The 23,094-nt window shown below is 51.9% G+C and carries 19 protein-coding genes; 12 read left to right on the top strand and 7 right to left on the bottom strand.

What is annotated here, in order from left to right:
* Nucleotides 1-59: 59 nt before the first annotated feature.
* Together pruA and ACTHRH_RS22575 are read right to left on the bottom strand one after the other, a co-directional pair.
* On the bottom strand, nt 60-1,607 hold the full coding sequence (gene pruA / locus ACTHRH_RS22580) for an L-glutamate gamma-semialdehyde dehydrogenase (RefSeq protein WP_440417734.1): 1,548 nt from the start codon (nt 1,605-1,607) through the stop codon (nt 60-62).
* Nucleotides 1,608-1,650: 43 nt separating this feature from the next.
* Nucleotides 1,651-2,571: a proline dehydrogenase family protein gene (locus ACTHRH_RS22575; protein WP_144934451.1), complete on the bottom strand. Its 921-nt coding sequence runs from the start codon at nt 2,569-2,571 to the stop codon at nt 1,651-1,653.
* 225 nt (nt 2,572-2,796) lie between these two features.
* Here ACTHRH_RS22575 and ACTHRH_RS22570 point away from each other — a divergent pair, with 225 nt between their 5' ends.
* The 5 genes from ACTHRH_RS22570 to ACTHRH_RS22550 all read left to right on the top strand — a co-directional run bounded on the left by ACTHRH_RS22570 (nt 2,797) and on the right by ACTHRH_RS22550 (nt 9,264).
* Entirely contained in the window at nt 2,797-4,083 is a 1,287-nt protein-coding gene (locus ACTHRH_RS22570; RefSeq protein WP_440417731.1) for a sigma 54-interacting transcriptional regulator, read from the top strand.
* A gap of 1,018 nt (nt 4,084-5,101) precedes the next feature.
* Nucleotides 5,102-6,667, top strand: coding sequence for a spore germination protein (locus ACTHRH_RS22565; RefSeq protein WP_440417729.1), 1,566 nt, complete (start codon nt 5,102-5,104; stop codon nt 6,665-6,667).
* The gene (locus tag ACTHRH_RS22560) at nt 6,668-7,873 is read left to right on the top strand and encodes a Ger(x)C family spore germination protein (protein WP_440417727.1); all 1,206 of its coding nucleotides are present in this window, start codon (nt 6,668-6,670) and stop codon (nt 7,871-7,873) included.
* The gene (locus ACTHRH_RS22555; protein ID WP_144934459.1) at nt 7,870-8,097 is read left to right on the top strand and encodes a hypothetical protein; all 228 of its coding nucleotides are present in this window, start codon (nt 7,870-7,872) and stop codon (nt 8,095-8,097) included. The genes ACTHRH_RS22560 and ACTHRH_RS22555 overlap by 4 nt, the downstream gene beginning before the upstream one ends.
* Nucleotides 8,098-8,169: 72 nt before the next feature.
* Nucleotides 8,170-9,264 (top strand): GerAB/ArcD/ProY family transporter, encoded by a 1,095-nt coding sequence (locus ACTHRH_RS22550; protein WP_379286653.1) that lies wholly within the window; start codon nt 8,170-8,172, stop codon nt 9,262-9,264.
* A gap of 12 nt (nt 9,265-9,276) precedes the next feature.
* Here ACTHRH_RS22550 and ACTHRH_RS22545 read toward each other — a convergent pair whose 3' ends face one another.
* Complete coding sequence (locus tag ACTHRH_RS22545) at nt 9,277-9,840, bottom strand: hypothetical protein (RefSeq protein ID WP_144934463.1); 564 nt, start codon at nt 9,838-9,840, stop codon at nt 9,277-9,279.
* Nucleotides 9,841-10,492: 652 nt separating this feature from the next.
* On the bottom strand, nt 10,493-11,356 hold the full coding sequence (locus ACTHRH_RS22540; RefSeq protein ID WP_379289619.1) for an AraC family transcriptional regulator: 864 nt from the start codon (nt 11,354-11,356) through the stop codon (nt 10,493-10,495).
* Nucleotides 11,357-11,538: 182 nt separating this feature from the next.
* On the opposite strand from ACTHRH_RS22540, the gene mutY reads away from it, so the two are divergent.
* Nucleotides 11,539-12,675 carry an A/G-specific adenine glycosylase gene (gene mutY / locus ACTHRH_RS22535; protein ID WP_440417724.1) on the top strand — a complete coding sequence of 379 codons (1,137 nt, stop codon included), beginning with the start codon at nt 11,539-11,541 and terminating at the stop codon, nt 12,673-12,675.
* Nucleotides 12,676-13,030: 355 nt separating this feature from the next.
* Here mutY and ACTHRH_RS22530 read toward each other — a convergent pair whose 3' ends face one another.
* The 3 genes from ACTHRH_RS22530 to ACTHRH_RS22520 all read right to left on the bottom strand — a co-directional run bounded on the left by ACTHRH_RS22530 (nt 13,031) and on the right by ACTHRH_RS22520 (nt 17,565).
* A complete protein-coding gene (locus ACTHRH_RS22530) occupies nt 13,031-14,785 on the bottom strand; it encodes an ABC transporter ATP-binding protein (protein ID WP_191964287.1) in 1,755 nt (584 codons plus the stop codon).
* Nucleotides 14,757-16,547, bottom strand: coding sequence for an ABC transporter ATP-binding protein (locus tag ACTHRH_RS22525; protein ID WP_440417722.1), 1,791 nt, complete (start codon nt 16,545-16,547; stop codon nt 14,757-14,759). Before ACTHRH_RS22525 ends, ACTHRH_RS22530 begins: the two co-directional genes overlap by 29 nt.
* A gap of 403 nt (nt 16,548-16,950) precedes the next feature.
* The gene (locus ACTHRH_RS22520; protein WP_144934473.1) at nt 16,951-17,565 is read right to left on the bottom strand and encodes a superoxide dismutase; all 615 of its coding nucleotides are present in this window, start codon (nt 17,563-17,565) and stop codon (nt 16,951-16,953) included.
* Nucleotides 17,566-18,095: 530 nt separating this feature from the next.
* On the opposite strand from ACTHRH_RS22520, the gene ACTHRH_RS22515 reads away from it, so the two are divergent.
* The 6 genes from ACTHRH_RS22515 (at nt 18,096) to folE (ending at nt 22,617) form a co-directional block, all read left to right on the top strand.
* Nucleotides 18,096-18,518 carry a GNAT family N-acetyltransferase gene (locus tag ACTHRH_RS22515; protein WP_144934476.1) on the top strand — a complete coding sequence of 141 codons (423 nt, stop codon included), beginning with the start codon at nt 18,096-18,098 and terminating at the stop codon, nt 18,516-18,518.
* Nucleotides 18,519-19,148: 630 nt separating this feature from the next.
* Nucleotides 19,149-19,742: a signal peptidase I gene (gene lepB / locus ACTHRH_RS22510; RefSeq protein ID WP_379289628.1), complete on the top strand. Its 594-nt coding sequence runs from the start codon at nt 19,149-19,151 to the stop codon at nt 19,740-19,742.
* 52 nt (nt 19,743-19,794) lie between these two features.
* A complete protein-coding gene (gene queG / locus ACTHRH_RS22505; RefSeq protein ID WP_144934481.1) occupies nt 19,795-21,012 on the top strand; it encodes a tRNA epoxyqueuosine(34) reductase QueG in 1,218 nt (405 codons plus the stop codon).
* 30 nt (nt 21,013-21,042) lie between these two features.
* A complete protein-coding gene (locus ACTHRH_RS22500) occupies nt 21,043-21,555 on the top strand; it encodes a methylated-DNA--[protein]-cysteine S-methyltransferase (protein ID WP_144934484.1) in 513 nt (170 codons plus the stop codon).
* 72 nt (nt 21,556-21,627) lie between these two features.
* Entirely contained in the window at nt 21,628-21,834 is a 207-nt protein-coding gene (locus tag ACTHRH_RS22495; RefSeq protein WP_144934487.1) for a YneF family protein, read from the top strand.
* A gap of 192 nt (nt 21,835-22,026) precedes the next feature.
* The gene (folE, locus tag ACTHRH_RS22490; protein WP_144934490.1) at nt 22,027-22,617 is read left to right on the top strand and encodes a GTP cyclohydrolase I FolE; all 591 of its coding nucleotides are present in this window, start codon (nt 22,027-22,029) and stop codon (nt 22,615-22,617) included.
* Nucleotides 22,618-23,094 lie beyond the last annotated feature (477 nt).

Raw genomic sequence — 23,094 nt, 5'->3', positions numbered from 1 at the left:
ACAGAGGCGGCAAGGGGCCTTTGTCCCGGGATTTTTCTTTGTCAACACTTCCGGCGGTATTACCATTTCTCCGAAACAAGCTTCGCTTGGGTGAACAAGAGCAGGTAATCGCGCCCGCCCGCTTTGGAGTCGGTACCGGACATATTGAATCCGCCGAACGGATGGACGCCGACGAGCGCGCCGGTGCATTTGCGGTTGAAGTATAGGTTGCCGCAGTGCATATGGCGCCGGGCGTATTCCAGATGCTCGCGGTTCCGGCTGAACACCGATCCGGTCAGGCCATACTCGGTATTGTTGAATATATCGACCGACTGCTTGAAATCATCCGCCTTGCAGACGGCAAGCACCGGGCCGAAAATTTCCTCCTGCATGATGCGGGCATTCGGCAGTACGTCCGCGATTACGGTCGGCTGCAAATAGTAGCCGTCGCCTTCCGCGATGTCTCCCCCGGCGACCAGGTGCCCTTCCCCCGCACCGATATCCATGTATTCCCGAATTTTGTTATAGGCGCTCTCATCGATAACCGGTCCGATCGGATGGTTTTCTTCCGGCAGGCCGACGGTTAATTGCTTCGTCTTCTCGACGATATGCCGGAGCACCTCTTCATACAGATCCTGATGGATGATGGCGCGGGAGCCGGCGGAGCACTTCTGCCCCTGGAAGCCGAAGGCGGATGCGACGATCGCGTCCGCAGCCTCCGCAGGATCGGCGCCGCTGTCCACGACAATGCCGTCCTTGCCGCCCATCTCGGCGATCAGCCGCTTGATCCAGATCTGGCCTGCCGCCGGGCGCGCAATCCGCTCGTTAATCCGCAATCCGACATCGCGGGAGCCCGTGAACGAGACGAAGCGGGTGCGCGGATGATCTACGAGCAGGTCGCCGATCTCTCCTCCGGAGCCGGGGACGAAATTCAGCACGCCGGCCGGCAGCCCCGCTTCTTCCATCAGCTCGACGAATTGGGCTGCAATGACCGGCGATGCCGAAGCCGGCTTGAGCACGACCGCATTGCCTGCGACGAGAGCGGCGCAGGTCATACCGGCCATGATGGCGAGCGGGAAATTCCATGGCGGTATGACGACGCCGACGCCGAGCGGGATGTAGGTCAGCCGGTTGTCCTCGCCAGGAAGCGGGGTCAACGGCTGCGGCTGGGCGAGGCGGATCATCTCCCGGCCGTAGAACTCCAGGAAGTCGATCGCCTCGGCGACGTCGGCATCCGCCTCGGCCCAATTCTTCCCGACTTCATACACAAGCCAGGCGGAGAACTCGAACTTGCGCCGGCGGATGAGAGCGGCCGCCTTGAACAAATAGCCCGCCCGAACCTCCGGGGCGACATGCTGCCAATCCCGGAACGCGGCATCCGCAGCGGCAATCGCCTGGTTCGCCAGATGAGCGTCGGCCTGGGCGACATAGCCGACGATCTGTTTGACTCGCCCGGGGTTGACGGATACGATGCTTCTGTCGGTCATGATCTTCCGGCCGTTGATACGAAGCGGATAGGTGCGCCCCAACCGGGCACGGACGTTCTCCAGCGCGGCAAGCATCGCCTGCCGATTATGTTCCTGCTTGAAATCGGTAAACGGTTCGTTGCGGTATTCCGCCATCGTCATACCCAATCCCTCCAATATGATTATTATGAAATATGAATAATACCTACGATTTGAAGAGAGACTTCAGCACAAAACCTACGTTCGCCGGCCGTTCCGCCAAGCGGCGCATGAAATAGCCGTACCAATCGTTCCCGAATGGAACGTATACCCGCATCTTATATCCTTCATTTGCGAGATCGTGCTGCGCCTGGGTGCGAATGCCGTAGAGCATCTGAAATTCAAATTGGCTTCGCGGGATTTGACGCTCTTCGACGAAGTGCTTGACATGCTGAATGATGGCATCATCATGGGTGGCAATAGCGGCATAGTCACCATTGCCGAGATGCTGCTCGATGATCCGGATGAAATTGCGGTCAACGTCTGCCTTATTCGGGTAGGCGACGTCCGGCGATTCCTTGTAGGCGCCCTTCACGAGCCGCAGATTCGGCCGGAACCGGTGCAGCCTGTCGATGTCGTCCGCGCTCTTGTACAGGTAAGCCTGAATGACAAGACCGACCGTGTCGCCGTATTCCTCGCGCAGCTCGCAGAAAATATCGATGGAGGCCTCATTATGGGCGTAATCCTCCATATCGATGCGCACGAAGTTGCCGCAGGCGGCGGCGGTGTCCAGGATGGCCCGCATATTGCGCATGCACAGCTCCCGGGACAGATCCAGCCCGAGCTGGGTCATCTTGAGGGAGAGGTTCGAACGAACACCGCTCCTCTCAATTTCCTGCAGCGTTCGTATGCAGAATTGGGTCGATTCCAGCGCTTCTTCCTCTGTTAGAATGAATTCGCCCAAATGATCCAATGTGGCCTCAATCCCCGCTTCATTGAGTTCCCGAACCACTGCGATGGCATCCTCAATCTGCTCGCCGGCGACGAAGCGGCGGGCGCCGAATCGCAAGCCGTACTTCTTCGCGGCACGGTTGGCGAGGCGATTTTTAGACAGAAATAACAAACCATTCCTCAATAAGCTTTCCATCCGCGCATCTTCCCTTCTTACGGGTAAAAGTGTATAAAATTTAAACATATTTTATATTTATGATTAAATATAAACACAAAATATTGGAAATGTAAACACTTTCCTGAGTCTGGAACGGAAAAAGGGCGAAGTCCCAAGGTTGCCCGGCTAGTGATTGTTTTCTCATTGCAATCTGGTGGCCGTTTTGCCATAATCTAAGAAAAATCGAATGCTTGGAGATGGACGATGAGCCGGTCAGAAGTGATGGAAGCCGTGCTGAGCGGCTTGCTTGGCGCAATGAATGACGCCGTAACCGTCATAGACAATGAGGGGACGGTATTATATTGGAATCGGGTTGCCGAAGAGACGTATGGAATCAATGGTAAAGATATTATCGGACTCAAGATAGGGGATTTCTTCCAGAGGGAATCGATCATGCTCTTTCAGGTTATGGAGAGCGGCCGTGCCGTGTATCAGGTCTATCACGAGCCGCGGCCGGGCATGCATGTCATGATCAACGCGGCCCCGATCGCGGATGCGGCGGGGAAGACGATCGGAGCCTTGTCCATCGAACGCGACGTATCCTCTTATGTGAAATTAAGCGCGGAAATGTATCATCATCCGGAAGGCCAACCGCTGCTGCCCGCGGTCTTTCCCGCCAGGCTGCTTCAGCGGGTGAAGACGGTATTTTCCCTGGGGCAGCCGCTGCTCCTTAGCGGAGAGGGGGGAGTGGGCCGCACATCAATGGCCGAATGGCTGCACCGAAGCGCCGGCCGCTCCGGCCGCTTCGTGATGGTGAGCTGCGGCACCGTTCCGGAAGGAATGCTGGAGGCGGAATTGTTCGGCTATCAGGGAAAAGAAGAGCGGCCCGGGAAGCTGGATCTGGCGGCGGAGGGCACCCTCTACCTGAAAGACATGGACGCACTGCCTCCGGCGATGCAGGAGAAGCTGGCGGCAATGCTGCGCACGTCCCGCTTCGAGCGTCTGGGCGGCACGGCATCCGTTCCGCTGCAGTGCAGAATATGCGGGTCCGTCGGTCCTCAAGCCGCCGGGGAAGAGGCGGGCCGCTTGCTGCCTTCTTTGCGGTACGCCTTCCAGCTCTACACGGTTCCGCCGCTGCGCGAGCGGAAGCAGGACCTGCCGGAGCTGTGCCGGCTTTTCCTGGATCAGGCGGCCTCCAAGGCAGGCATGACCGGGCCGGAGCTTGCGCCGGACGCACTGGCGGCGGTGTTGGCGTACGATTGGCCGGGCAACCTGTCGCAGTTGCGGAATGCGATGGAGTACGCCGTAGCGGCGGCAAGCGGATCCGGCACTGTGACGTCCGCTCAACTGCCGGAAAATGCCCGCTTGAGGACTTTGAATGAGCTGACGGAGCCGGATCTCCCCCTCAGCGTCCATTCCGGCGAGTGGGAACGAGCCCGCATTGCCGAGACGCTCGAGCGGGCGAACGGAAACAAGGCCAAAGCCGCGCGCATGCTGCAAATCTCCCGGGGAGCCCTCTACTATAAGTTGAAGCAATACGGGTTGGAATAGGTGCAGATGGGTGCCGCCCACGGGAGTTTTCATAGAAGCCGACCAATCGCCATGCATCTTCACGAAGCGTGCCGGGAAAGGCTTATTTAAGAGAGCCCGACTTATGGATAAGCCTGGTTGCTGAGAATACTGTGCCATGAATCTCTCGGGGCGGCCTCAAGCAGGGTAATTCCGCGGCAAAAACCCGGATCGGATCGGGAGCCTTGCTTGTTGTGCTTACTCTTCGTGGTCTTTTTACCTGAGATCTGCCTTGAAAAATCCGTCTATTTTCATTTTCAGCTGGTGCCGTGCAAACGGAACGGCGCGTCTAACTGGATTTTATGCAGGTAAATTGAAGCGGATCGAGAAAAGCGATGAAAGTAAATGGAAAAACTCCATTTAAAATCGATGATTTTGGGGATCCTCGCCCTAATTGCGGGAAATAACTGGAGTTTTTCCAGTTAGATTTCGTTTTTCCTCCAAAAAGGTACAAACTAACTGTATAAAATCCACTTAGTTGTCATTTTCTGCGAGTAGACTGATAGAAGTAGTTCAACCGCATGACACCGCATGACACCCATGACACTGCATGAACCCATGACACTGCGGCATCAGATGATGAAAAGAGATGGCTAATTTCAAGATAAGGGTCATTTCCGCCCGAGATAGCGACTTAGCTGAACGAGATTAGCAAGCTGGCCAAAATGAGCTGTAATTACTAAAAAATGTAAGGACGAAGAAGATGATTCATTAAACAGAGCAAAAATTACAGAGAGGTGAAGAAATCCACTAGGGTTTCCCTCTGAAGAATCAATCTAGTATTAATTAAGAAAGGCTTGTAATAATTTCCTTCGATTCCATATAAAAAATGGGCCGGGGTCTGCTCTTGAAGGCAGGCGCCGGCTTGTTTATTGCCTGCCGGTAAGCCGCCGGCACCGCATAAAATACTGGAAGTTCCTATGAAAGGCCGTGAATAAAACATCGGTGTACGCTCCATAGTAGATAAACGAAGAAAAACGTTATTCTGAGAGGATGTGCAATGGGAAAAAGAGACTTGGTCCATAAACAGCCGATCATTCCAGAACGGGATTGGATAGGCATGCAGGGAGTAGAGGAACCCGAAGGGCTCGGTCCTGCTTTGGAGCCCCGACTGGCCTGGTTCCAAGGGATGCTGGAACGCTGCTTTGATGCGGTATTTCATCCCTTCACCGCGATGCCTGACGAACGTTCCTGCGTCTGTATCTATTTGCGCGGGATGGTGGATTTCGATTTATTCCAGCAGTTCGTGCTGCAGCCGCTCACGTCGCCTCCCGGGGAGCATCCGCTGCCTGTGCGAATCTTCGAGCATACCATTCTGCCCGCAGCCTCTTATTCCTCCATCCATCGGTTGAAGGAAGGTTTGAACGCAGTTCTGGACGGCAACATCCTTCTGCTGATAGATGGAGAAGAGAGAATGGTTTCTTTTCCATATGTTCTGATAGAAAAAAGAGCGATCGAGGAAGCCAAGAACGAGACCGTCATCCGGGGGCCGCGGGAAGGATTTGTGGAGCATCTGGAGACGAATTTGACTCTGCTGCGGCGGCGCATCAAGAGTCCTTACTTAAAAATGGAGCGATACCAGATCGGCAGTTATACGCAAACGGATGTTGTCGTCACGTATCTGGAAGGAGTCTGTACGGAGAAGCTGGTGGACGAAGTGAAGCTGAGGCTGTCCCGGATCGTCATTGACGGAGTCCTCGATACGAGCTATGTGGAGGAATATCTGGAGGATAGCCCTTCATCGCCATTCCTCCAGCTTCAGTATACCGAAAGGCCGGATACGGCCGCCGCCGCTCTGCTGGAAGGACGGGTTGTCATTTTCGTAGACGGAACGCCGAATCCGCTGATTGCTCCCGTGACGATGTTCGCCATGCTGCAGTCCGCCGAAGATTATTATCAGCGGTTCTATGCCGCCAGTTGGATCCGGTGGATTCGTTACGGCTTGATGATCGCCTCACTTCTCCTTCCCTCCCTTTACATCGCTATTACCACCTTCCATCCGGAGACACTGCCTGCGAATTTATTAATCAGTGTGGCGGCTGCCAGGGATGTGGTTCCTTTTCCGGCGGTGGTGGAGGCCTTCCTGATGGAGCTGACCTTCGAAGGCTTGAGGGAGGCCGGGCTGCGGATTCCGAAGCCAATTGGGCAGGCGGTTTCCATTCTCGGAGGGCTGGTCATCGGACAGGCAGCGGTTCAGGCAGGCATTGTGGCAGCGCCGATGGTTATCATTGTGTCGCTCACGGGAGTAGCCTCCTTCGTCATTCCCCATTTCGATCTGGGGCTGACGCTTCGCTTCCTGCGGTTTCCGATCATGATTCTGGCCAGCGTCCTCGGCTTGTTCGGAATCGTCATCGGTTTGATCCTGATTTATCTTCATCTGATCACTTTGCGTTCTTTCGGTACTCCTTATTTATCCCCGATAGCTCCGATGAAGGGTCAGGATGCCGCTGACGTATTCGTCAGGGCTCCTTGGTGGCGGATGAGGAGAAGGCCTGAATATTACGCCGGGTCTCCCAATAAAGAACGACTGCAATATGTCAATCGAATGGAAAGGAAGGAGGAATAGATGAACCGCCTCTTGAGCAGAACGATTCGCCTGTCCTCGGTCCTATCGGTTTGCATGCTGTTGACCACCGGCTGCTGGTCGCGTATTGAGATCAACGACAGAGCTTTCGTGACATCCATGTATGTTGATGATGCCGGGAATGGGCAGGTCCGGGTGTCGTTGGGCTTTCCGCTTCCCAACCGGCTGGTGCAGGGCCAGTCCGGCGGTGTGTCCAATGACGGCAACCCCTATACCCATGTGACCAAAGAAGGGAAGACGATCGCCGAGGCCATCCGGAAGATTCAGAACGATCTTTCCCGCGAGATCAATTGGGGGAGCAACCGCATTATTGTAGTCAGCAGCCAATATGCAAAGCAAGGAATGCAGCCGCTGATGGAGTACCTTGGCCGTCTTCCTCACATCCAATTAAAAACATACTTATTCGTTGCCAAGGAAGAAGCGGAGAAGATCCCGCGAATGTCGGCCGTTTTCGAACGTTTTCCGAGCGAGGTGCTGAGGGAGTTTGCAAGAAGAAGGATGACTTTAAACGCTACTCTTCGAGATCTGATGGGTGTCCAGCCTTATGGCGGCAGTTTAACTATGGGCTTGCTGTTGTCTCGTAAGGAAAACCTGGCCAGCGAAAAAAATAAAATAGGCGAATGGGTCGGAACGGAAGGGGCGGCTTTGATCAAGAACTATAAATGGGTCGGGCAGATGGGGGCGGAGCAAACCGAAGGGGCCCTATGGATAATGAACCGGATGAAGTCCACGATTGTCAAGGCGTCCTCCCCTTCCGACGAAAGATCCGTGACCTTCGACATTATCAAAAGCCGTACCCGGATAAGGCCGTTCTGGGATAAGGACGAACTCGTTTTTAAAATGAAAATAACCCTGCAGGCCCAAGTTCTGGCTTCGGATTCCAATCTGAGAATCACCGATCCCGCCAATATAGCCAAGCTGCGAACCGCGCTCAAGGAAGAGGTGGAAAGGATAATCCGCAAGGCTTTCGATGAATCCCTCCGTCATAAAGCCGATTTTTATAAGCTGGGGGAGAGAGTCGAGCTCCGGTATCCCAAGCGCTTCGCGTCTATCAAAGAAAGATGGCAGCACTATTACGCCGAGCATGCCCGGCTGGAATTGGAAATTGACCCCTATATCAAGAGGGCGGGGGGAGAGCAGGATCCTTTAAGAGCGGAACACGCAGAGCAGGAAGGAGGAGGCTCATGATTATCACCGTGTTATTATTGGGGTTCGGAGGGGCAGCCTGGCTGGAATGGAAGGAATTACGGCAGAAGGAGGAAGGCCGGAGAACCTATTGGATCGTTTTCGGCATTCTAGGATTTGCTCTAATATACAGTGCTGCCGTCAGTTTCGATAAAACCTTACCAAGCCTTAGCTCTTATATGATTCCATGGCTGAAGCCGATTCAGGATTGGATATTAATGAAATGAGGATGAGCCGGTCGGGTATAAGCAGAGCAGGAACTGGATCAGCATTGGCATCTTACAGGCAGGAGGTAGAGGATGGAGAGGATCACTCAAAGCCAAATCGTGATGCTGTTCGTTATTTTTTTCTATTCTTCCATTGCGGGATTTATGATCCGGCCGTTGGCCAAAGCTTCGGGATACGGTTCCCTATGGGTCATGCTGGCCGGGGGCGCGCTCGGGCTGGGATGGATTTATTTGTCCGTTGCATTCGCGAAGAGAAGGCCGGATGGCTATTTGGCCGATTATGGCCGGGAAATTGTGGGCCGTTGGCTGCATGTGCCGTTAATGCTGGTCATTGTTTTTTTCGCGCTTCAACTGTCAGCTTTCGTTCTGAGGGAATACCAGGATTTTATGGTGCAAAATTATTTACCCGGAACTCCCGATTGGGTCGTTTCCGGCATGCTGGGGATTAGTGCGGCGTTTGCCGTCCGTTCCGGCATTGAGGTGATTTTCCGGTTTGCGCAGGGGATCTTCATTCTTGTTGTAATCTCTATTGCCGTTACCACCGCCATGCTGGGGTACCAGGTGGACGGGCACCGGGCCATCGGTTTCTTCACCCGCTTTGACGTCAGGGAGATTTGGGAAGGGGCCTATATGGTTTGCGCATTATATGCGGAATGGGTGATGGTGGTCCTGTTTTTCCCGAAGCTCAAGGAGTCGGGGCGGACCTTCCGCAGCTTAACAGGGGCGGCGCTGCTGGGAACCCTCTTCGTTCTCATGCTGCAGGTTCCAACGCTGCTTCTGTTTGGCAGCGAGCTGACGACCAATCTCACGTACCCTTTGTTGGAGGCGGTGCGCTACATCCGCTTCGGAGATTTTCTCGAAAATATTGACCCGATGCTGGTAGCGATTTGGACGACTTGTATTTATATCAAGGTCTGTCTGTGCTTGTATGTTTCCGTGTTTGTACTCTCCCGGCTGCTCCGGCTCGACAGCGTGAGGCCTCTGGCGTTTGCCGCGAGTGCCCTGATGATCGGCTTATCGCAGCAGATGGCTCATGACGCTATTGAACTGAACGACTATTTGCAAAATGCGGCGATGACGTTCGGGCTGGCCGCCATGGGCGTGCCGCTGTTCTACTATGCCATCGACTCGCTGAAGAGCAGATGGCTGGCCGGAAAGCGCCATTAGGGGAACAGGCCCCTAATGAGCAGACTTCGCGTACTTCCTTCCGACGCTGTGCAGAATCCAACCGCAAACGATCAGGCTAAGTCCTCCCATCGATTCCAGTACGAACGGGGAGAAGCCCAGGTAGAATTTTCCGATGACTGCCGTCAGTGCGAAGAGCCACAGTCCTAAATAAACAAGCGACCGGCTGAATAATACGCCGAGCAGCACATAGAAGAAGGATAGAAAAAGAGCCCGGACCAAATGAACGAATACCCCGTTGACTGCTTCCAAGTAAAGCAGAAGCAATAGGGAAGCGAACAGGACAAATACGGGAAGCGCCATTTTGAAGGCGAGCTTCGTATCGCGGGTGCGATCGCCATCGGTCTTGTAAGAGAACAGCAGAATGACGCTGATGATCGCGGCTACGGCGGCGGAAGCCGGCTGAACCCAGAACGGCAGATTCCAGGAGTCCCGCAGCCAGAGGAGTGCGCTGAACAACCACTGCGCTCCCCATATATAGAATAATGGAATTAAAGGAACGGAAACTTTAATACAGGTACGCAGTATCCGGTTCCAATCGTTATCGTGCTGTAACATAAGCCATTCCCTCACTTTTCTGGTAGACTCCTGCAGACTAAGTCCAAGCGTTAGCTTACTACAGCAGCCGTTTACAAGTCAATTCCTCCAGGGGGGACTTTCCCTAGTAATCGCCCGCTTCCCTTGGAGGATCATGTGAAAAACCTGCGGGCGCGGTATGGTCTGGAAGGGCCTTTTGGTAACTTTAACGGACCTCAGGGTGCCCTGGAAGGGCCTTCCAGTAATTTTAACGGACTTCAAATGGTTGTCGAATAACGTGTCCAAGCGCGGTTTGACAATAACGGATCCTGGGGACCTTAAATAGCCCAGAATGGCCTTTTGGTAACTTTAACGGACCCAGATGACCTTATTTTCAAGAAATACTCGCGAAAGTAGAAGAATTCTGTGCAATAAGCGCGCCTATTTCCGTTAGTCTAAAAAAACGGCCTAAATTGACGAAATAGGGTCTCTCATGTCCGTTACCGTTTCATCGATGCTTAACCATCCGCTGGGACAACCTCTAGAACCGGGTTGTTCATCTCCGAAAAAACCTCGTTAGGAGCTTTTTTTACCACATAAGAATTTTACAGCGTTAAGGCGGTGTAAAAAAAGATTCTTATTGGCATAAAAAGCTACCTCTAGAACCGGGTTGTTCATCTCCGAAAAAACCTCGTTAAGAGCTTTTTTTACCGCCGCCATTGCGGTGCTTCTTGGCATAGTCGCGGGGGGAGATGCCTTCAATTTTCTTGAAAATTCGGCTAAAATAAAACTCGTCCGAATAACCGACGCTGTTCGCAATCGATTTCAGCCGGTAATCCGACAGGACCAGCAATTCCTTGGCGCGGTCCACCCGAATATGGGTCAAGTAGTCAATGGGGCTGTAACCCGTATATTTCTTAAACAGCCGGGAGTAATGGCTGACGCTGAGGCCGGCCATCTGGGCAAGCTGCTCCAGCGAGAACGGCTCCTGGTAATGCCGGCTCATGTAATCCTGCGTTTTGTCAATCGCAGCCGTCGTGTTGCCTGTGATTTTCTGGGAGCGAAAATCCAGTATAATGTTAAGCATAAGCTCCTGCAGCATGATTTTGCGGCGCATCGCGGTAATCGGGCCCCTTCTTTTCCAGAGCACGACAAGCTGCTCCAGCAGATAGATCATCTGCGGGGGATTGTTCAACGTATACATGCCCTGCAGGGGAAAAGGACGGTCCTGCTCCGTATTGAAGCTCCAGACGTCCTTGTCCTGGAAGCATTCGGCATAATGATAGCGGATAAAGTAATATTCCAACGGATCGAGCGGGTCTGTCCTGCGCTCAACGGTCATATCGGGGTTGAAGAAGAACAGCTTCCCCGGCTCGGCTGGATAGTGAGTGCCGTTAATAGTGAAGACCCCTTTGCCTTTAACGATAAGCCACATGGAAGGGTGACGGATTCGCCCGGGTTTATGGTGCCAATCCGCATCCGTTTTGTTATGTCCAATCAATTGCGGTGAGAATACGAGCTTGTTTAAAGCTGAGGCTAATTCGCCCGGTGTCAGCATGTCTAGCACATCCCATCGTCTTAATTTGCAGGCATATCGCAGGAGCGCCGCATTTGCAGATGGTGTGGAACGGATTACAACTGCTCCGACAGAAGCAAGTTCTCGCCGGTTATCTACGGACTTCGAACATTAGAAATAATCTACTACTATTATACCGGGTTTTGGCGGAAAGAGGAGAAGTAATGCACAATAATACAATGCAAGAGTTAGAGACCAGACGTTATTTTGCCGCCGGTCTGCTGGAATGGTACGACCGGAATAAGCGCGATTTGCCCTGGAGAAGAACGTCAGACCCTTATCATATTTGGGTATCCGAGGTTATGCTGCAGCAGACCCGGGTGGATACGGTCATTCCGTATTATTTCCGGTTTCTGGAGAGGTTCCCGGATGTAGAGGCTCTGGCCCACGCACCGGAGGAGGAAGTGCTGAAGGCTTGGGAAGGCCTCGGCTATTATTCGCGAGCGAGAAATTTGCAGTCCGCCGTAAGAGAGGTGCACGAGCGCTACGGAGGGACGGTTCCCGACCGGAAGGAGGACTTCTCCTCGCTGAAGGGAGTAGGGCCGTATACGGCGGGGGCGGTGCTCAGCATCGCCTATAATGTGCCGGAGCCGGCGGTGGATGGCAATGTCATGAGGGTGCTGTCCCGCTTCTTCCTCATCGAGGACGACATTGCCAAAGGGCCTACGCGCGTGAAGATGGAGAAGCTGGCCCGGGAGCTGATCCCGGAAGGGGAGGCCGGCAGCTTCAATCAGGCGCTGATGGAGCTGGGCGCGACCGTATGCACGCCGCGGTCCCCTCACTGCCTCACCTGCCCGGTTATGGAACGGTGCAGGGGCAGGCTGGAGGGGAAAGCGGAGGAGCTGCCGGTCAAGACGAAGGCGAAGCCGCCGCGCATCGAGGCGAGGGCCGTTGCCCTGATCGAAGGCAGCGGCCCTCACGCCGGCAAGCTGCTCATCCGCCGCCGGCCCCGCCAGGGCCTGCTCGCCAATATGTGGGAGCTTCCCCACATAGAGATCGAGCGGCCTGCAGGAAAGGCGGCGGCAGCGCAGCAGGGGGCGGAGATGGAGGCGCTCGGCGCCGGGCTGGCGGAGACGGACGGGGTCACGGTGCTCCCGGAACGGTGGCTGATGGATGCGGAGCATATCTTCAGCCATATCCGTTGGGAGCTGGCCGTGTACCGGTGCCGTCTCGATCCCCGGTTCGAGGCTGCCGGGCTGCCGCCCCATTATCGCTGGCTCGATGCCGGCGAGATGGAGCGCTACGCCTTCCCGAATGTGTTCCTGCGCATTCTGGCTGAAGTCGGAATAGAACAAGCTTAAGCTGTGTGCTTGATGCTCTAGCGTATCTACTGACATTACGTCGCGTCCCAAAAGCGTATTAAAGACAAAAATCATTGTCAGTCCTTTGCAGATCAAATAGATTTCCGGGACTGTTGAAACAGCGGATTGTGAGGCGAAATAGTGTTAAAAGTCAGGCTTTTTGAAAAAAAGTATCTATCTCGCCCGTATCCGCCCCATAGTAAAAAAGATACAAATACGCGATGATCTGATGTGAAAGAGAACGGTTTGTACGTAAAATCGAACAATTAGACATGGGTGCGCCGTGAAGTCCAGCTTTTGTATGAATAATCGTACAGAAGGGCACACAGTTTCGATCCTCTATTGAACTGCTTCGTCAGAAGTTTTTCTCCGTAAGAGGTGTTTGTTGCTCCACCCATAGCTCCCGATAAATACCCGGACGCGACCTTAGCTCCTCGGGGCTACCCCTGTCGACGAGACGGCCTTCATGCAGCACCAGGACTTCGTCGGATTGCTGAGTAACATCTAGGCGATGGGTAATAAAGAGAAGCGTTACCCCCTTCAGCTCATTAATCATCTGCTTCAGTAGTCTTCGTTCTGCCCCTTGATCTAGAGCAGAAGTAGCCTCATCGAAGATAAGAATGGCCGGTTTGCGCAGCAGTGCACGCGCAATACTAATTCTCTGTCGTTCTCCGCCGGATATTTGCAGCGCTTGTTCGCCCACCCGAGTAAACAAGCCATCGGGAAGACGGGAAATCCAATCATCCAGCTGGGCGAGGCGAACGGCTTCCCAAACCTCCTCCATTCCGATGTTTTCCCGGCCGAATACGATATTGTCCAGAATGGTTCCGCTCCTTAGCCTTACATCCTGAGATACGCAAAGCACCTGACTTCGAAGCCAAGCAGGATCGAGTTGCGGCAAAGGAATTCCGTTTAGGCAAACGCATCCGGATACCGGCTCGTATAGTCCGAGGAGCAGATCGACAAGAGTTGATTTGCCGGAACCTCGATAGCCTACTATAGACACGATGGAGCCGGAAGGAACTTGAAAGCTGACATCGTCCAGTATAGGTCGGCTGTCGTAGCGAAATGACAGACTCCTGGTCTCCAGCGTGATTGGCCCTTGGGGTATGCTGCCCGCGTTCGTCTTACGTACAGGAAACGCAATATCGGTTACCCGTTCCATCGAGGGGATTACCTTCATGGTGCCTATAACCATGTCAATCAGTGAGATTCCGAACGGTCTGAGCCAATTGTAAACGGCGACGAAGGCTACAAGAGAACCAATGGTCATTTTATTCTGAAGTACGAGCCAGCCGCCGGCCGTGTACATGAAAACGAGGAAGCTTGCGTTCAAGGAAGCATGGAGCAAGCGAACTTTATGATCCGCCAATACCTCGCGCCGGGTATGATTCCACTCCTGACGCAAGCAGTCCCGCAAATGTCCGATAGCTTTGGACTCTTTTCCTGCTGCCTTGATGAAGGCAGCCCCGGAGATGATTTCCCGTACTGATTCCGAGACTAAAGATTTATGACGAGCTGTTTCAGCGGCTTTCTGTTTGACGTGGCGGCCCAGAAGCTTCACGAGGGCAGCCTGTCCCGCCCATAATATGAGAACGATAGAAGCCAATGTAGGCTCCAGCACAAGCAAAACTGCCGAACCCGCCGTTATGGTCACTATGTGAAAAAGCATAAACCCGAGATGTCCGTTAACCAAATCCGTAATGGAATGTGTGTCGTCCAGAATACGTGTAAGCAAATCGCCTGTCCTGTTATTATGCAGCCAGCCGAGGGGGCGGTGCTGAATCCCGTTATACAAATCCGCCCTTCCCCGGCCGGCCAGCCGAATCATGAATCGTCCCCACACATCCTCCAGTATAATCATCATGCTCCCTATAATCGGTGCGGCTACCATGCATATTGTGACGGTGATGAGCAGATTCCAATTCTGCTCTGGAAACACGGTTTCCAGTATGTATTTGGACAGGAAGGGGGGTACCATGTATAGCAGGCTGCCAATTACATTTTTCATTAAAATCAGAAATAAGTTTGGCCAGTGGGGCAAAAGATTCTTCTTGGCATAAGCTGAAACGGCCGGCCATCTATCGGGTGAGGGCTGGGATTCGTTCATCCGAAACGCCTCCTCTCGGTGGAGCATCCGCAGCCTGCTCATGTTGTTCTTGTCGCCACATTCTGGCATACGGCCCCTGTTGACGCAGGAGCTGTTCATGGGTACCTACCTCTACCAGTTCTCCCTTGTCCAGCAAGAGAATCCGATCAGCTAAGGCGGCTCCTCTCAAGCGATGGGTGATATTAATCCGGGTTAGGCTGCCTGCACAGGCTTCCAAAGCTTGATACACGGTGGATTCACTAGTTTGATCCAGAGCGGAGGTCGCCTCATCGAGCAGCAGTATGTCGGGTTCCTTCACCATCGTGCGTACCAGATTGATAAGCTGTCGTTGTCCGCCGGAAAGGCGATTGCCGTTGAAATCGATCTCGGAATCGTAGCCGGAAGGCAGTTTGGACACGATATCCTCCGCTCCGAATGCTTTCATCCACTTATCCAACGTCCCCCGATCGGCATCACCGAGATAGGTTAAGTTGCGGAATAAGCTATCCCGGAACCATATGCCTTCCTGCATGATATATCCGATGCGGCTTCGGAGATGGGTCGCGTCCAGCTCGCGAATGGAGATACCGCCAATCCTAATTTCGCCTGCCGATGGTTCTCGCAGCCGTAGCAGCAGCTGGAGCAGCGTGCTTTTGCCGGCTCCGCTCGGTCCGACAATTGCGACATGCTCGCCGGGCAGGATCGTGAAGCTGAGATTGCGCAGCAAATCGCCTCGCGGCCCTGCAACATGGACATCATGAAATGAAATGGGCTGCTGCCGATAATCCGGTAGCTGGCGTAAACCGGGTTGCTTGCCTGACTCGACGGGCAGACGCAAATACTCTATTATTCCGTGAATCCGCACCTTAATATCGGCAAAACTGACATACAGTCCGAAAAACGAGCGTGCCGGAGCATTGATTGCCGGAATATAAGCGAGAATAGTTACTAACTGCCCCACGGAAGCTTCTCCCTTAAACATCTGCCATCCCGCAAACAAAAAAACCAATGCCGGAGCCAACGAATCAGGGATGCGGGGAAAGGTTCTGTAAAGGCTGTCCACAATATTCTCCTGAAACTTGAGGTCTGCCCATTTGCCCTGATCCGTTGCGAAATCCTCATATTCCCTTCGTTCGGTTCCATATAATTTGATTTGCTTGACCGTATCCAGTCTTTCCAGCAGGCTCTGGCGGAGCTTTGCGTCTTGGGCGACCAGTTTTTGTCTGGCGTTGCCCCTTTTGCGGCCGTAGATATGGACTGGAATAAACAGAATGAAGTATGATGCCAGAAGGACAATCGCAAGGGTCCAATTCCATTGGGCGATGACGGCTATCGCGGCACAGGCCAGCAAAAGCTCTTGTGCAAAGCCGGGAAGAGTAGCCAACCCAAACTGCTGGATCACCCTGGTATCCTGGGTACATCGCTGAAGGAGTTCACCCCTAGAGGTTTTCGTGGAGAAATCGGCAGAAGTGTGAAGTACGGAAGCCAATGTTTCTTCCGTTAACTCATAGGAAAGCCGGGTCATCGTCTTGGCGGATATATAGGCCCGAAGGGCGACGCATAGCTCCGCCAGCAGTAACGCTCCCAATAACAGAAGGGAGATTCTGACCATTCCCTCGGCGCCGCGCAGCATGACCCCGTCCATTAGTCGACCAATGAGGAGAGGAGCGGCTGTCCCGCATACTACAGCTATTGCGGTAAGTAGGGAGATAAACAGGATGGCCCCCTTGGAACGAGTCAATTGTTTAACGAAAAAAATAAACCAATCCGGAAACTTCAGCAATTGAACGATCACTCCGTTCCATATAAATGGAAATTATGACTAGGGTAGCAATTGCGCGTTTAAAGTGTCAAACGGAGAAAAACAAATGTTCGTCTTTTGCCAATGTTCGAAGTGTCATGGGTTGTCCACATTTTCAGAAAACAGATACTCGCGAAATCTCCATTTTTCTCTTGTTTGCATAAAATTTGTTTTACAAATAGCTGTCGTCCTAAAATCACGCGATCAATACTATTCCTTACCGACTCAAAAACCATCCAATAGAAATAGGTTCCAGAAATGATGAGACTGAAAGGACGACGTTTAAAGGGCACGGCTCTTGATCTTCCGGTAAAACCATAAATAAAAGCAGGCTCGGCATAATGCCGGGCCTGCTTGCAATTTTAATTCAATAAATCTTGGTTCCTTACTTCTTGGCAGCTTCGAAGCGCTTGCCTACTTCGTCCCAATTGACAACGTTCCAGAATGCAGCGATGTAATCCGGACGTTTGTTTTGATATTTCAAATAATAAGCGTGCTCCCATACGTCCAGTCCGAGGATAGGAGTTTTGCCTTCCATCAGCGGGCTGTCCTGGTTCGGAGTGCTGCTTACTTCAAGCTTGCCGTCCTTGTCGACGGACAGCCAAGCCCAACCGCTGCCGAAACGGGTTGCAGCAGCTTTAGCGAAATCTTCCTTGAACTTGTCGAAGCCGCCGAGTTCATTGTTGATGGCATCGGCCAGAGCGCCGGTAGGCTGTCCTCCGCCGTTAGGGCCGATCGTTACCCAGAACAAGGAGTGGTTAGCATGTCCTCCTCCGTTATTGCGGACCGCTGTGCGGATTGATTCCGGCACGCTGTTCAAATCGGAAATTAATTCTTCCACACTTTTGTTTTGTAATTCAGGAGCGCTTTCCAATGCCGCATTCAAATTCGTCACGTAGGTATTGTGGTGGCGGTCATGGTGAATCATCATGGTTTGCTCGTCGATATGGGGTTCCAGAGCATTGTTAGGGTAAGGTAGTGCTGGTAATTGATGTGCCATGATATAACCTCCTAATATTATGTAATTCGTTTCTTTATTTATTATCCAATATTTAAGATAATAAATCAACATTTATGTATCTAAAGTAGAAGCGGTTTTAATCAGCCCTGGAACTATCATACAGATATAATAGGTGAAAAATGCAAAATGAAAAAAATTCGGGCATTGCCTGAAGAAGCATTTTTGTGTACTATATTTTATTATTTGACTGAATAAACAGAGACTACATATCCTATTACATAAATACTTTACAATAGTTCATACTGCGAATCGGCTTTAATTAGGTTGAACAAAATTACCTTTTTTTATTCTTAAAAAAGATGAATGGTCGTACAAATAAAATAAACGATATTAAATCGATGAAAGCGCTTGAAATGAAGCGTTTTCAAGAGAAATCTGAAATTTTTATTAATTTTTTTTAACAATTTGAAGGATTTTGACGATTTTTGTAGTAAAATAATATAACAAGCTCTTAGTTTAAGTCCCGATGTTATAGAATTACTTAATCCAATGCTGCGGGGGAGACAGACATGATCGTACGTTCCTTTCATTTATCTGATTTTTATCCGGTAACCCAACTTTTGCAGGAAGTCTTGTCCGAGGAATGCTGTAAAGAGACCAAGAAGGCATTCAGCCGACAGTTGTCATTGGACAGTCAATTGGTGCTGGTCGCCGCCATTGAAGAAGAAATCATTGGACTGATTATTGGGACGATTGATGATAATAAAGGCTATTATTACCGGATCGCCGTTCATCCCGATCATCGGGGTAAAGGGGTTGGAAAGGCATTGATCAATTCGCTGAAGCAGAGATTCATCCATCGCAAGGTCAGCCAAATTGTCGTTACCGTCGATGCCCACAACGAACCTGTCCTTCCTTTGTACAGATCTTTAGGGTACAGTGCGAGCGATTTTCTCAAGCCTCTGAAGCCCCTACGTATCGTTAACGGTTAATGACATACACGAATCAGCAGACAAATGGACGATTAAGCATATCACTGATAGCCTTTAATGGCAGGATGATATGCTTTCTTTATTTTGCCGTACAGAATAGCTTCCGATTCCTATGAACGACATCGAATTCTATTTGGCGATAAAATGTGTATTAAATGATTCATGCTTCCGCGATTGCTTCAATAAATTTTTTCTGCTTAAAGCGGTTTGCAGGTATGGAAGACCTTGCTGCAGCGTCATAATGATTGAAGCGGGCGAGGGTGGTTATACCTGTTGGATCATGCTATATTCAAAACAGGGATTAATAAGAAGCGATGCTTATTTCCGGATACCGGTTAACTCTTGCAGCGAATGCCGGGGCTATAGAAGAGGGAAATTTATCGCTTCCTGAATAATAAGGTGTATGAAGTTATAATATTGCGGCAAACGGAGGTTTCGTCCATACAGCGCAGGGAGAAAGCGGTTTACAGGATTAACGCTTGCAAACCTGCCGTCCAAGGCTTACTCATCAAGAAATAAAGCAGAGGGTTGTTGTAGGCTTCGGCGGCACTTTTCCTTTGGAAACGGAATGGAAGCTTCATTATTGCCGTATTTATAGACCAAGTGGAAAGAAAGTCGGAGGACAGGTTTATGAACCCAGCCTTGGATGATGAGTGTAAAGACCCGGCCATTAAGGAGAGGAGAGAACAATCACACGGCAGCTTCGCGGCAGAATTGTGGGATTGGATCAAGTCTATCTCCGTTGCTCTATTGGTTGTGGTAATCGTTAATCAGTTCGTCTTCTCCCAGTCTATTGTGGACGGCCATTCCATGGAACCGACCCTGTCGAATGGGGAGAGGCTGTTTGTCAATAGAATTATCTACCGCTTTACAGCACCCCACTACGGGGATATTGTGATCTTCAAGGATCCGGCTCCCACAGGCGGCAGCAGGGACTATCTGGTTAAGCGCGTTATTGCGGAAGCGGGAGACTGGGTCGAAATCCGGTCTGGCAAGCTGTATGTGAACGATCAGTTGATGGAAGAGGATTATGTCAGCTCCCCTATTGAAGATGGCGATTTTGGACCCTATCAGGTGAAGGAGGGTCATCTGTTTGTTCTCGGGGATAACCGCCGGCGCAGTGCCAGCCGGGATAGCCGGACGTTCGGCGCTATCGCTCAATCTGCCGTGGTGGGGAAGGCGGTCTGGGTTATTTGGCCATTGAACAAGTTTGGAGGAGTCTGAGTCTCTTAAACTAGGAGGCTCGCAGCCCCGGAGCATAGAGAGGTGAGGCAAAATGAAGCTGCTGACAGGATCGGCGGGGAGAGAGGAATGGCTTGCGCTCAAGAAGGAAATCGTGGAGGCCGCTCCTAAGCTTGGCATCGACAAAATAGGCTTTACTACAGCAGACCCGTTCCTGGAGCTGAAGGATATTTTGCTGGAGCACCGGAGGAAGGGCTACGAATCGGGCTTCGAGGAGCCGGATATCGATAAAAGGGTATACCCTGATCGAAGTCTTGACGAACCTCGTTCCATCATCGCGATTGCGATTGCTTACCCGTCCAAGCTGAATAATCCTCCGAGGTCGGAGCCCGGGGCTTATCGGGGAATGATTTCGCGTTCGGCCTGGGGAACGGACTATCACCATGTTCTGAGGGACCGGTTAGCCAGATTGGAGGAGTTCATCCGCAGCCGGGTAGACGGAGCCCATATGGTCAGCATGGTGGATACGGGAGCCTTGGTGGACCGTGCTGTATCCGAGCGGGCGGGAATCGGCTGGAGCGGCAAAAATTGCGCGATCATCACTCCGGAATGGGGATCCTGGGTTTATTTGGGCGAGATGGTGACGAATCTTCCTCTGCCCCCGGATACGCCGATTACGGAAGAGTGCGGGGATTGTACGATCTGTATCGATGCCTGCCCGACGGGGGCGCTGGTTGGTCCCGGGCAGTTGAATTCTAATCGCTGCATTTCCTTCATTACTCAAACCAAAGGCTACGTGGAGGACGAATTCAAGGAGAAAATAGGAAATCGCCTATACGGCTGCGATACCTGTCAAATCGTCTGTCCCAAAAATAAAGGAATGAATTGGACGCATCAGCCGGAGCTGCAGCCCGACCCCGAGCTGGTGAAGCCGCTATTGAAGCCGCTGCTCACGATGAGCAACCGGGAATTCAAGGATAAATACGGGCAAAGCGCCGCCTCCTGGAGAGGCAGGAAGCCGATTCAGAGGAATGCGGTTATTGCGCTGGGGCATTTCCGGGACCGGACGGCCGTCCCGTTACTGTCCAAGCTGCTTCTGGAGGATCCCCGGCCGGAAATCCGGGCCACGGCGGCATGGTCGTTGGGGAGAATTGCCGGAGAAGAAGCGAAGGATGCCGTGCTTAAGGCGTTGGACAAGGAAACCGAAGATAAGGTCCGCGAGGAACTGGACAAGGCATTGGATAAATGGGCAGCGCCGGCTGACCCTGGGGCCGAGGAAAAACATGCAGTCAAGCCGCAATCAGCAAAATGAGCCGATGCGAAGGCAAGGGGGAGGTACAGTATGCCGCAGGCATTCTATGATGAGATGGAATCACCGGTCGGGCCGCTGGTATTGTGCGCCTCCGAACAGGGATTATGCAGATTGGAATTCGGGCGCTACAGCGAAGTGGAGAGCACCTTACAGAAATGGTGCCGGGAGAAGCTTTCGGCGGAGACGATTTTTCCGGACAAGCTAGTACTAAGGGAAACGGTAAAACAGCTTGAGGAATATTTTGCAGGAAAGCGGCTGGCTTTCAGGCTTCCGTTGGACTTGCGCGGAACCGCTTTTCAATTGCGGGTATGGAATGCCCTGCGGCAAATTCCTTACGGGGAAACCCGCTCCTACCTGCAGATCGGTCAGGCAATCGGATCTCCTAAGGCGGTAAGGGCGATAGGAGGGGCCAATCACAACAATCCGTTGTCGATTATTATTCCTTGTCACCGGGTCATTGGAGCCAACGGGGAATTGGTCGGATACGGCGGTGGGCTGCCGATTAAGCGATTTCTTCTGGAATTGGAAGGATGGAACGGTTAATGTTTGTCACAAGAGCCCGGACATGCTATCATTAATCAGGTTAGAAAGAAAATTAGAGGTCGAGGTGTCACCATGAACTATGTCATCCCCATTATAACCCTCATTGCCGGAATCGCCATAGGGTTTTTTGCCGGTGTCTTCTACTTGAGAAAGCAGATCGAGAAGATGCAGAGCAATCCGGACATGCTGCAGAAGATGGCAAAGCAGATGGGTTACAACATGAACAAACAACAGATGCAAAAAGTTCAACAGATGATGAAAAAGCAGAAGTTTAAATAAGGATAGCTTTATCCGAATATTTCGTGGGTTACGACCCGAGTTTGATGGATGTTTCATCGCCAAAATGGAATTATAAGCTGTACGGGATGCACCCCTTATAATTCTATTGAGGCAAACCAAGACAACGACCAAGAACGGTGAAAGTAGTCCAACGTACGAGATCCAGTGGTCGGGCAAATGGAGGTTATGCACATGGCTTTTCAGGAATACAGGAATGAGAAAGTGGCTGATCACCGTGAGGAGATAGAGGGCCACATCCGGGAAATTCTTCGTCTGATCGGAGAGGACCCTCGTCGCGAAGGCTTGCTGGAGACGCCTGCCCGAGTGACCCGAATGTATGAGGAGATTTTCGCCGGATACCATGCGGATCTGCGTGAAATTCTGGATGTCACGTTCGATGAGAAGCATGAGGAATTGGTCATCGTCAAGGATATTGTCTACTACAGCACCTGCGAGCACCATATGGCGCCCTTCTTCGGCAAAGTCCATATCGGATATATTCCAAGCGGCAAGGTAGCCGGCCTAAGCAAGCTGGCCAGACTGGTGGATGCGGTAGCGCGAAGACTGCAGCTGCAGGAACGTATTACCGCGGATATAGCGGACACTATGGTGGAAGTGCTGGAGCCTCACGGGGTTATGGTGGTAGTGGATGGACAGCACCTGTGCATGTGTTCCCGCGGCGTGAAGAAGCCGGAGAGCAAGACCGTCACTTCGGCTATCAGAGGAGTATTCCAGAAGGATGCCGCATTGAGGGCTGAGTTCATGTCCTTGCTGAAGGACTGAGCTGAAGGACTAAGCGGTTGATCAATGGAAGTCCGGGAGCTATTCTGGAACAATGGCACAGAGATGGGTTCAGCGAAGGATGCTGTTATTCTGTAGATAGCGTTAGATCCGATTTCTGCCCGGCTAGGGGAGCTGTCTAATAGAGTCGGTTCCACATGACTAAAAACAGTCTTAACCGGAAAATTGTATATGACTTCGAAAAAAGAGCGAGGTTAGTGGTCAAATTCCACTAACACTCGCTTTTTTGACGCTTAACGAACTTGAGAACCGCTATTGAAGTAAAAACCGGCACTTTTCAAAATTTAACGAAACTCAGGATAGTTATTATGGCAAAATGCTGCTCTATGACCTTCTATTTTGGTGAATAGCGACCGGTAGTTGCGTTAGAAAATGGGGCAGGCTTCTTTTGGGGAAATAGCGTTTTTATGTTTCGTTAGAAATGGGAACGGCCCCTTTCCTCACAATGACTCGCACAAT

It is taken from the genome of Paenibacillus sp. SAFN-117 (assembly GCF_051966115.1).
GTDB classification, from domain to species: Bacteria; Bacillota; Bacilli; order Paenibacillales; family NBRC-103111; genus Paenibacillus_L; species Paenibacillus_L residui.
The sequence above is the reverse complement of the archived record's forward strand: the minus strand, read 5'-3'. Positions and strand labels throughout refer to the sequence as shown.

Excerpts from the sequence above, each read along its gene's own strand:
- pruA (WP_440417734.1), bottom strand. The coding sequence starts at position 1,607 with ATGACGATGGCGGAATACCGCAACGAACCGTTTACCGATTTCAAGCAG.
- ACTHRH_RS22555 (WP_144934459.1), top strand. The coding sequence starts at position 7,870 with ATGATTATCACCGTGTTATTATTGGGGTTCGGAGGGGCAGCCTGGCTG.
- ACTHRH_RS22575 (WP_144934451.1), bottom strand. The coding sequence starts at position 2,571 with ATGGAAAGCTTATTGAGGAATGGTTTGTTATTTCTGTCTAAAAATCGC.
- ACTHRH_RS22565 (WP_440417729.1), top strand. The coding sequence starts at position 5,102 with ATGGGAAAAAGAGACTTGGTCCATAAACAGCCGATCATTCCAGAACGG.
- ACTHRH_RS22515 (WP_144934476.1), top strand. The coding sequence starts at position 18,096 with ATGATCGTACGTTCCTTTCATTTATCTGATTTTTATCCGGTAACCCAA.
- ACTHRH_RS22520 (WP_144934473.1), bottom strand. The coding sequence starts at position 17,565 with ATGGCACATCAATTACCAGCACTACCTTACCCTAACAATGCTCTGGAA.
- ACTHRH_RS22540 (WP_379289619.1), bottom strand. The coding sequence starts at position 11,356 with ATGCTGACACCGGGCGAATTAGCCTCAGCTTTAAACAAGCTCGTATTC.
- ACTHRH_RS22545 (WP_144934463.1), bottom strand. The coding sequence starts at position 9,840 with ATGTTACAGCACGATAACGATTGGAACCGGATACTGCGTACCTGTATT.
- lepB (WP_379289628.1), top strand. The coding sequence starts at position 19,149 with ATGAACCCAGCCTTGGATGATGAGTGTAAAGACCCGGCCATTAAGGAG.
- mutY (WP_440417724.1), top strand. The coding sequence starts at position 11,539 with ATGCACAATAATACAATGCAAGAGTTAGAGACCAGACGTTATTTTGCC.
- ACTHRH_RS22500 (WP_144934484.1), top strand. The coding sequence starts at position 21,043 with ATGCCGCAGGCATTCTATGATGAGATGGAATCACCGGTCGGGCCGCTG.
- ACTHRH_RS22560 (WP_440417727.1), top strand. The coding sequence starts at position 6,668 with ATGAACCGCCTCTTGAGCAGAACGATTCGCCTGTCCTCGGTCCTATCG.
- queG (WP_144934481.1), top strand. The coding sequence starts at position 19,795 with ATGAAGCTGCTGACAGGATCGGCGGGGAGAGAGGAATGGCTTGCGCTC.
- ACTHRH_RS22495 (WP_144934487.1), top strand. The coding sequence starts at position 21,628 with ATGAACTATGTCATCCCCATTATAACCCTCATTGCCGGAATCGCCATA.
- folE (WP_144934490.1), top strand. The coding sequence starts at position 22,027 with ATGGCTTTTCAGGAATACAGGAATGAGAAAGTGGCTGATCACCGTGAG.
- ACTHRH_RS22570 (WP_440417731.1), top strand. The coding sequence starts at position 2,797 with ATGAGCCGGTCAGAAGTGATGGAAGCCGTGCTGAGCGGCTTGCTTGGC.
- ACTHRH_RS22530 (WP_191964287.1), bottom strand. The coding sequence starts at position 14,785 with ATGAACGAATCCCAGCCCTCACCCGATAGATGGCCGGCCGTTTCAGCT.
- ACTHRH_RS22550 (WP_379286653.1), top strand. The coding sequence starts at position 8,170 with ATGGAGAGGATCACTCAAAGCCAAATCGTGATGCTGTTCGTTATTTTT.